The sequence below is a fragment of the Nocardiopsis halotolerans DSM 44410 genome (assembly GCF_000341065.1).
Lineage (GTDB): Bacteria > Actinomycetota > Actinomycetes > Streptosporangiales > Streptosporangiaceae > Nocardiopsis > Nocardiopsis halotolerans.
This window is the reverse complement of the sequence record NZ_ANAX01000284.1, coordinates 1-7,807: the sequence shown is the minus strand read 5'-3', so window position 1 is coordinate 7,807 and position 7,807 is coordinate 1. Positions and strand designations below refer to the sequence as shown.

Below are 7,807 nucleotides of genomic sequence, written 5' to 3'. Positions count from 1 at the left end.
GGCGGCCCACGGCGAGCCGCTGGCCAGCATGAACCAGCGCAGCGCGTCGGCTCCGTGCTGGTCCATCACCGGGATGGGCTCCATGACGTTGCCCAGGTGCTTGCTCATCTTGCGGCCGTCCTCGGCGAGGATGTGGCCGAGGACGACCACGTTCTCGAAGGAGTTGCGGCCGAAGACCAGGGTGCTCACCGCCAGCAGCGAGTAGAACCAGCCGCGGGTCTGGTCGATCGCCTCGGAGATGTACTGCGCCGGGAAGTTGTCCCGGAAGGTCCGCTCCTCGCGGTGGGGCGCGCCCCACTGGGCGAAGGGCATGGAACCGGAGTCGAACCAGGCGTCGATGACCTCGGGGACGCGGCGGGCCACGCGCTGCTCCTCGGGCAGCGAGGGGTCGGCGTCCGGGTCGGGGATGACGATGTCGTCGACGTAGGGCCGGTGCGGGTCCAGGTTCGACAGGTCCTGCCCGCTGAGGCGGCCCAGTTCCTCCAGGGAGCCCACGCAGATCTGGCGGCCGTCGGGGAACTCCCAGATCGGCAGGGGGGTGCCCCAGTACCGGTTGCGCGAGAGCGCCCAGTCGACGTTGCCGCGCAGCCACTCGCCGAAGCGGCCCTCCTTGACGTTCTCCGGAACCCAGTTGGTGGCCTGGTTCTGCGCGATGAGCTCGTCCTTGACCGCGGTGGTGCGGATGTACCAGGACGGGAGCGCGTAGTACAGCAGCGCCGTGTGGCAGCGCCAGCAGTGCGGGTAGGAGTGCTCGTAGTCCACGTGGCGGAAGAGCAGGCCGCGGTCCTTCAGGTCGCGCACCAGCGTCCTGTCGGCCTCCTTGAAGAACACCCCGCCGACCAGCGGCAGGTCGGCCTCGAAGGTGCCGTCCGGGCGGACCGGGTTGACGACGGGGAGGCCGTAGGCGCGGCACACCAGCATGTCGTCGGCACCGAAGGCGGGCGACTGGTGGACCAGACCGGTACCGTCCTCGACCGTGACGTAGTCGGCGAGCACGATGTAGTGGGCGGGCTCGTCGAAGGCCACCAGGTCGAAGGGGCGCTGGTAGGTCCAGCGCTCCATCTCGTCGCCCTCGAAGCTCTCACCCGTGAGCTCCCAGCCCTCGCCGAGGACCTTCTCGAACAGCGGGCGCGCCACGAGCAGGCGCTCCTGGCCGTCGGTGGCCACCACGTACTCCACGTCCGGGTGCACGGCCACGGCGGTGTTGGACACCAGCGTCCACGGGGTGGTCGTCCACACCAGCAGCGAGGTGGGGTGCTCGGGCGAGGCCAGCGGGCCGGAGGTCACCGGGAAGCGCACGTACACCGACGGGTCGGTGACGGTCTCGTACCCCTGGGCGAGCTCGTGGTCGGACAGCGTGGTGCCGCAGCGCGGGCAGTAGGGGCTGATCCGGTAGTCGCGGACCAGCAGCCCCCTGTCCCAGATCTGCCTGAGCGCCCACCAGACCGACTCCACGTACCGCGGGTCCATGGTGCGGTAGGCGTCGTCCATGTTCACCCAGTAGCCCATGCGCTCGGTCATGGCGGTGAACGCGTCCACGTTGCGCAGGACGGACTCGCGGCAGCGGTCGTTGAACTCGGCGATGCCGAAGGACTCGATGTCCTTCTTGCCGGACAGGCCCAGCTCCTTCTCCACGGCGACCTCGACGGGCAGGCCGTGGCAGTCCCAGCCCGCCTTGCGGTCCACGTGGTAACCGCGCATGGTGCGGAAGCGCGGGAAGACGTCCTTGAACGCGCGGGCCTCGACGTGGTGCACGCCGGGCTGGCCGTTGGCGGTGGGCGGTCCCTCGTAGAAGACCCAGTTGGGGCCGCCGCGGGTCTGGTCGAGCGAGCGCTGGAAGACGTCCTCCTTCGACCAGCGGCCGAGGACCTCGCGCTCCATGGCGGGCAGGTCGATCTGCGCGGGCAGCTGGGGCAGCGCGCGGGATTCGGGCCGGGGATCGTTGGCCACCGTCGTACCTTTCCATCAGGGGTGTTCCTGACGGAGGGACGAGGCGTGCGGCCCCGCGGTACCACCCTCCTTGGACCGCGGCAGCACCGCTCGGGCGGCTGCGGGGTCCCTCTTCGTTGCGCTGTTGCCGGTTCTACTGAGGCGCGCCGTGCCCGTTCCTCCGGCGGCTCCGGGGTGATCTTCACGCTGGTCGTACCCCCGGGCTCGCACCGCCCCCGGGTCGCTTGGACGGGCCAGGCCCTAAGCTGTGTCCGTCCGGTCGGGGTCAGCGCTACTCGTCCCCATCGACACCTGGAGTCAGGATAACGCAGTGGGCGGGGCCCGCCGCTCGGTTTGGGGAGGGACAGCCGTGGTCGAGGACGTCCGGGGCGCGGTGCTGGTGACGCTGCCGGATCGGGAGGACGCCGACGAGCTGGCCGAGCAGCTCCTGGAGCAGGGCTACGAGCCGTGCCTGGTGCACCGCGACATGCTCGCGGGCGAGGACGACGCCGAGGACGTGGACTGGGTGATCGAGGTGCGCACGGGACCGCACGGCGGTCCGGCGGTGTTCGACGAGCCCCACCTGTCGGCCCTCGCGGAGGACTACGGCGGTTTCGCCGCCGCGGAGTGAGGCCGGGAGCGCGGTACGGCCAGTCGGGAAAACGGGTTGGCGCGTGTGGTCGTGGTCGTGAGAATGGGCGCATGCTGATACGCGAGGCCGTGCCCGGGGACGGCCCCGGCGTCGCCGGGGTGCAGGTCCGTTCCTGGCGTGCCGCCTACCGGGGGCTCGTGCCCCAGGACTACCTGGACGCCATGGACACCGAGCGGCGGGTCGCCCGGTGGTCGGAGTGGATCGCCGGTGCCGTCCGGCCGGGTGCCGGGATGCTGGTGGCCGATGGACCCGGGGGTGTGGTGGCCTTCGCCGCCTTCGCCGCCTTCGCCCCGGAGGACGGGGAGGGCGCGGGAGGGGCCGTGGGGGAGGCGTCCGAGCTGGAGGCCTTCTACTCCGTCCCCGAGGTGTGGGGGAGCGGTGTCAACCGGAGGCTGATCGCCGACGTGCACGGGGCCATCACCGGGGCCGGGTACACCGAGGCCGTCCTGTGGGTGCTCAGGGACAACCCGCGGGCCCGGCGCTTCTACGCCGCCCACGGCTGGGCGGCCGACGGGACCGTCACCGAGGCGGGACCCATCAACGGCGTGGTCCTGCCCCGGGTGCGGTACCGCAGGCGCTTCTGACCGGGCGGGTCCGTACGGCTTCGCGTGGAGGCGGGGCGCACGGCACGGAACGTTGCCTTGTCCCGGTGGATTGCCTACGCTTCCCGGCACCACTCGCGGTACCGTCCAGGAGGAGAGTCCGCGGCCCCACGGACTCCGGGACGGGTGCCGAGCCGTCTGGAGGGATTGCGATGAAGGCCACCGACGCCGCCCGGATGCCGGTTCTGCCGGGGGAGGACCCCTGGACGGCGGAGGAGGTCGCCGCGGTCCGCCAGCAGCTGGAGGAGGAGATCGCCGCAGCCAGGCGGGAACTCGGGGAGGTCGAGGCCGAGTTCGCCGAGCTGCTCGACGACCCGGTGGAGGGCGCGGGGGACGACAGCGCCGACACCGGGGCCAAGGCCTTCCAGCGCGAACACGATCTGGCGTTGGCCTACAATACTCGTGACCTGCTCGCCAAGGGCGAGAAGGCGATCGAACGGATGGACGCGGGAACCTACGGGGTCTGCGACTCATGCGGCCGGGCCGTCGGGAAGGCACGCCTTCAGGCCTTTCCGCGCGCGACCCTGTGCGTCACCTGCAAACAGCGCGAGGAGCGTCGCTGACTGAGGTAGAGCCCCCCGGGGACCGCAACATGACCACGACCGACAACACGGGCGTCCGTCCGCGCAGATACCTTCTCCTGCTGCTCGTCGCTCTCGCCGCCATCGGCGTCGACTTCCTCACCAAGGAGTGGACCCTGGCGTCCTTCTCCGAGGGCGAGCGCCTCGACGTCATCGGGGACCTCGTCCAGTTCACCCTGGTGTTCAACACCGGTGCCGCCTTCTCCATGGGCACCGACATCACGTGGGTGTTCACCTGCGTCGCCATGCTCGTCGTCATCGTCATCGGCGTCATGGGCCTGCGGGTGCGCAGCGTCTGGTGGGGTGTGACGCTGGGCCTGATGATGGGCGGCGCCGCGGGCAACCTGCTGGACCGCCTCTTCCGCGATCCGGCCCCCTTCCACGGCGCGGTCGTCGACTTCATCAGCGTGGGGACCTTCCCGGTCTTCAACATCGCCGACTCGTGCGTGGTCGTGGGCGCGTGCCTGGTGGTGCTGCTGACCTTCCGGGGGATCAACCTGGACGGCACGGTCGTCGAGGAGGACGGTTCGAAGAAGAAGGGCGCCGAGAGCGCCGAGGACGCCGACACCGCGGACTCCGGTTCGACCGGGGAGGACGGCGCCGAGGGGAGTGACCGGTGAGCGACACCCGCAGTCTGCCCGTGCCCGACGGCCTGGAGGGCGACCGGCTCGACGCCGCCATCGCCCGCATGTTCGGCCTGTCCCGGACGCGTGCCGCCGAACTCATCGTCGACGGCAGCGTGCTGGTCGACGGCTCCGAGGCGGGCAAGTCCGACCGCGTCCAGGCGGGGGCCTGGCTGGAGATCACCCTTCCGCCGCCGCCCACCGCCCCCGTCCCGCGCCCCGAGCCCGTGCCGGGCATGCGGATCGTGCACGAGGACACCGACATCATCGTGGTGGACAAGCCGATCGGCGTGGTCGCCCACCCCACGGTGGGCTGGACCGGTCCCAGCGTCCTGGAGGGCCTGCTGGCCTCGGGAGTGCAGGTGGCCACCAGCGGCGCCGCCGAGCGTCAGGGCATCGTGCACCGGCTGGACGCCAACACCACCGGCCTGATGGTGGTCGCCAAGAGCGAGACCGCCTACAGCGTGCTCAAGCGTGCGTTCAAGGAACGCACCGTCGACAAGCGCTACCACACGCTCGTCCAGGGGCATCCGGATCCGCTCCGGGGCACCGTGGACGCGCCGATCGACCGGCATCCGGCCGGTGACGGGCGCTGGGCCGTGGTCGCGGGCGGGCGCCCCTCGGTGACGCACTACGACACGCAGGAGGCCTTCCGGTCCGCGAGCCTGCTGGAGATCAAGCTGGAGACGGGCCGCACCCACCAGATCCGGGTGCACATGTCGGCGCTGCGCCACCCGTGCGTGGGCGACATGCTCTACGGGGCCGATCCGACGCTGGCCGAGCGGCTCNGTGCCCCGCCAGTGGCTGCACGCGGTGCGGCTGGGCTTCGACCACCCCACCGAACACCGTCCGGTGGAGTTCTCCAGCCCCTACCCGGACGACCTGGCCGCCGCCGTCGAGGCGTTGCGCGAGGACTGACCGGCCGCGGCGCCGCGGCGTCTCGGGCCAGGGGGCCCGAACGCTCTGACGGACGGCGAAGGCCGTGCGCTGGGCTTGTCGCCTCCGGGTCCGTCGCTCCCGGGCGGGGAGCCTTCCGTGGACTCCCGTGTCCGTCGGCGTTGTCCACAGGCTGGGCCGGGGACTGCGTTTGCGTGAGTGGCGGGTGTCCCCGGACAGGCCCTTGCGCGGCCTGTGGGCGACACCGCTCCCCGAGCGGCCCGCGTGGACCGGCGGCCTCACACGTCGCGGGCCACGGCCCAGCCTTCCTCGCCCTCCTCCTTCCGGTGCGGCCCTCCCCGCCGGGGCCAGGGGCGGACCACGCGCCGGAGGCGGACCACTCCCTGGCACAGCGCGGCGCCCAGGATGATCACCACCGCGCCCAGGGGCTGGTTCCAGCTCAGGGTCTCACCCATCAGCACGACCCCGGCGGCGATCGCGACCACGGGCGCCACGTAGGTGACCGTGGTCGCCACGGTCGCCCCGGCTCCGCGAACGATCGCGTACTGGAGCAGATAGGCGACGCCGGTGCCGAGCGCTCCCAGGACGCTCACCGAGGCCACCACCCGCCACGTCATCCCCGTGGGCATGTCGGTGAACAACGGGACCAGCACCACCAGCGGGGCCGTGCCCAGCAGCAGTTGCAGGGTGCTCAGTTCCAGGGCGCCGTGCGAACTGCCCGCCACGAACCGGCGCATGTAGGGGGTGCCGATCCCGTAGCAGGCGGTGGCGCCCACGACGAACAACATGCCGAGCACGGAGCCGCGGTCGCCGACGGTCACCTCGCCCAGCGAGTTCCACACGCCGAACACGGTGAGTACGCCCAGGAAGCCGATGCCCAGGCCGAGGACCCGGTCGCGGTCGGGGCGTTCGTCGGACAGCAGCATCATCGAGAACACCACGCCGAACAGGGGCGTCGAGGCGTTCACGATCCCCATGAGAGCGGACGGGATCAGCTGCGCCGCGTACCCGAACAGGGTGAAGGGGATCGTGTTGAGCAGCAGCGCCGCCACGAACACGTGTCCCCACAGGCGGGGCGAGGTCGGTAGGCGCCCGCCCCGCAGCAACAGGACGACCAGGAGCGGTGCCGCCCCGGTGGCCATGCGCCCGAGCGTGATCTGCATGGGGGAGAGGGCTTCGGCGGAGACCTTGATGAACAGGAAGCTCATGCCCCAGATCAGGGCGAGCAGGACGAACTTGGCGCGCCAGTCGGAGAGTACGTGGCGAGGGGCGCGGAGCAAGGGCGACGCGGGGGAGGAAGCGGCCATGGGATGTTTCTATCCCCGGGAAACCTCTTAGGTCTACTTCGTATTTCTTAAGCTAGTGGTTAGAGTTGCTTACATGCTCAGTGTCGACCGGCTCCGGGTCCTCCACACCATCGCGGCGCACGGCTCCCTCAGCGGCGCGGCCGAAGCCCTCCACGTCACCAACTCGGCCGTCTCCCAACAGCTCACCAAGCTCGAACGCGAGGTGGGGCAGCCCCTCGTCGAACGCAACGGCCGCGGGGTCCGCCTCACCGACGCCGCCGAACTCCTGGTCGAGCACACCGCGAGGATCCTGTCCATGGTCCAGCGCGCGGAGGCGGACCTGGAGGCGCACCGCGACGACGTCACCGGCCACCTGCGCCTGTCCGCCACCCCCACCGCCGTCCGCGGGCTCCTCCCGCACGCGTTCTCCTCCCTGCGCGAGCTCCACCCCGGCCTGCGGGTGGAGCTCCACGAGGAGGAACCGCACGAGAGCGTGCCCGCCATGGCCAGGGGAGACGCCGACCTGGCCATGGTCATCGACTGGGCCGGTGCGCCCCTGAGCCTGCCCAACGGCATGAGCCGCGCCCCGCTCATGGAGGACGTCGGCGACATCGCCCTGCCCGCCGACCACCCCCTCGCCCACCACGAGATCCTCGCGCCGGAGCAGATCCTCGACCTGCCCTGGATCAGCTGGTCGCGCGGATCGATCTGCGACGACTGGCTGCACGGCATGATCCGTGCGCGCGGCGGCGAACCCAACGTCATCCACAACGTGGAGGAGCACCAGACCAAACTGGCGCTCATCGCCGCCGGGATCGGCGCCGCCGTCATGCCCCGCCTGGGGCGCGGTCCCCTGCCGGACGGGGTGCGGGTCGTGCCCGTCCAGCCCGCGCTGGTGCGCCAGGTGTACGTGTTCTGGCGCACCGACGCCTCCCGCCGCCCGGCCATCCGCGCGACCGTCCGCGCCCTGCGCGAGGCGGCCGCCGCCTACTCCTCCTCCACCTCGGCCTGAACGCCCCCGGACGGCGGGGCCCGTTCCCGCGCGGTGCCCGAACCCGGCGGACGGCTCTCCCCGTCCGCCGGCGGACCCGCCCGGCACGCCGACCGCCAGCGGCCTGTGCGCGGGTTCCGTGCCCGGGACGCGCCGTCACGAGCCGCCTCGCCGGGCAGCGCACCTGCACGCGGTTCGCCGGGCCGCCCACGCTCGCGGGAGCGAACCCGTGTGGCAGGAGGAGGA

At 71.7% G+C, this 7,807-nt stretch carries 7 protein-coding genes and 1 pseudogene; 6 read left to right on the top strand and 2 right to left on the bottom strand.

Annotation, left to right across the window (positions count from 1 at the left end; genetic code table 11):
• Positions 1-1,950 (bottom strand): isoleucine--tRNA ligase (ileS, locus tag D455_RS0121220; RefSeq protein ID WP_017572697.1); only part of this gene is annotated, 1,950 nt, incomplete at its 3' end.
• Positions 1,951-2,299: 349 nt separating this feature from the next.
• On the opposite strand from ileS, the gene D455_RS0121215 reads away from it, so the two are divergent.
• From D455_RS0121215 to D455_RS31235, 5 genes and pseudogenes are all read left to right on the top strand, one after another.
• Entirely contained in the window at positions 2,300-2,560 is a 261-nt protein-coding gene (locus tag D455_RS0121215) for a divalent-cation tolerance protein CutA (RefSeq protein ID WP_017572696.1), read from the top strand.
• Between the two features lie 71 nt (positions 2,561-2,631).
• Positions 2,632-3,165: a GNAT family N-acetyltransferase gene (locus tag D455_RS0121210; protein ID WP_017572695.1), complete on the top strand. Its 534-nt coding sequence runs from the start codon at positions 2,632-2,634 to the stop codon at positions 3,163-3,165.
• A gap of 170 nt (positions 3,166-3,335) precedes the next feature.
• Positions 3,336-3,746, top strand: coding sequence for a TraR/DksA family transcriptional regulator (locus tag D455_RS0121205; protein ID WP_017572694.1), 411 nt, complete (start codon positions 3,336-3,338; stop codon positions 3,744-3,746).
• A gap of 29 nt (positions 3,747-3,775) precedes the next feature.
• Positions 3,776-4,384, top strand: coding sequence for a signal peptidase II (lspA, locus tag D455_RS0121200; RefSeq protein WP_017572693.1), 609 nt, complete (start codon positions 3,776-3,778; stop codon positions 4,382-4,384).
• Positions 4,381-5,305, top strand: a pseudogene (locus tag D455_RS31235) (RluA family pseudouridine synthase). The gene lspA and the pseudogene D455_RS31235 overlap by 4 nt, the downstream one beginning before the upstream one ends.
• A gap of 257 nt (positions 5,306-5,562) precedes the next feature.
• Here D455_RS31235 and D455_RS31230 read toward each other — a convergent pair.
• Positions 5,563-6,591, bottom strand: coding sequence for a DMT family transporter (locus D455_RS31230; protein ID WP_017572691.1), 1,029 nt, complete (start codon positions 6,589-6,591; stop codon positions 5,563-5,565).
• Between the two features lie 73 nt (positions 6,592-6,664).
• On the opposite strand from D455_RS31230, the gene D455_RS0121185 reads away from it, so the two are divergent.
• Entirely contained in the window at positions 6,665-7,582 is a 918-nt protein-coding gene (locus D455_RS0121185) for a LysR family transcriptional regulator (protein WP_017572690.1), read from the top strand.
• The last annotated feature ends 225 nt before the right edge of the window (positions 7,583-7,807 follow it).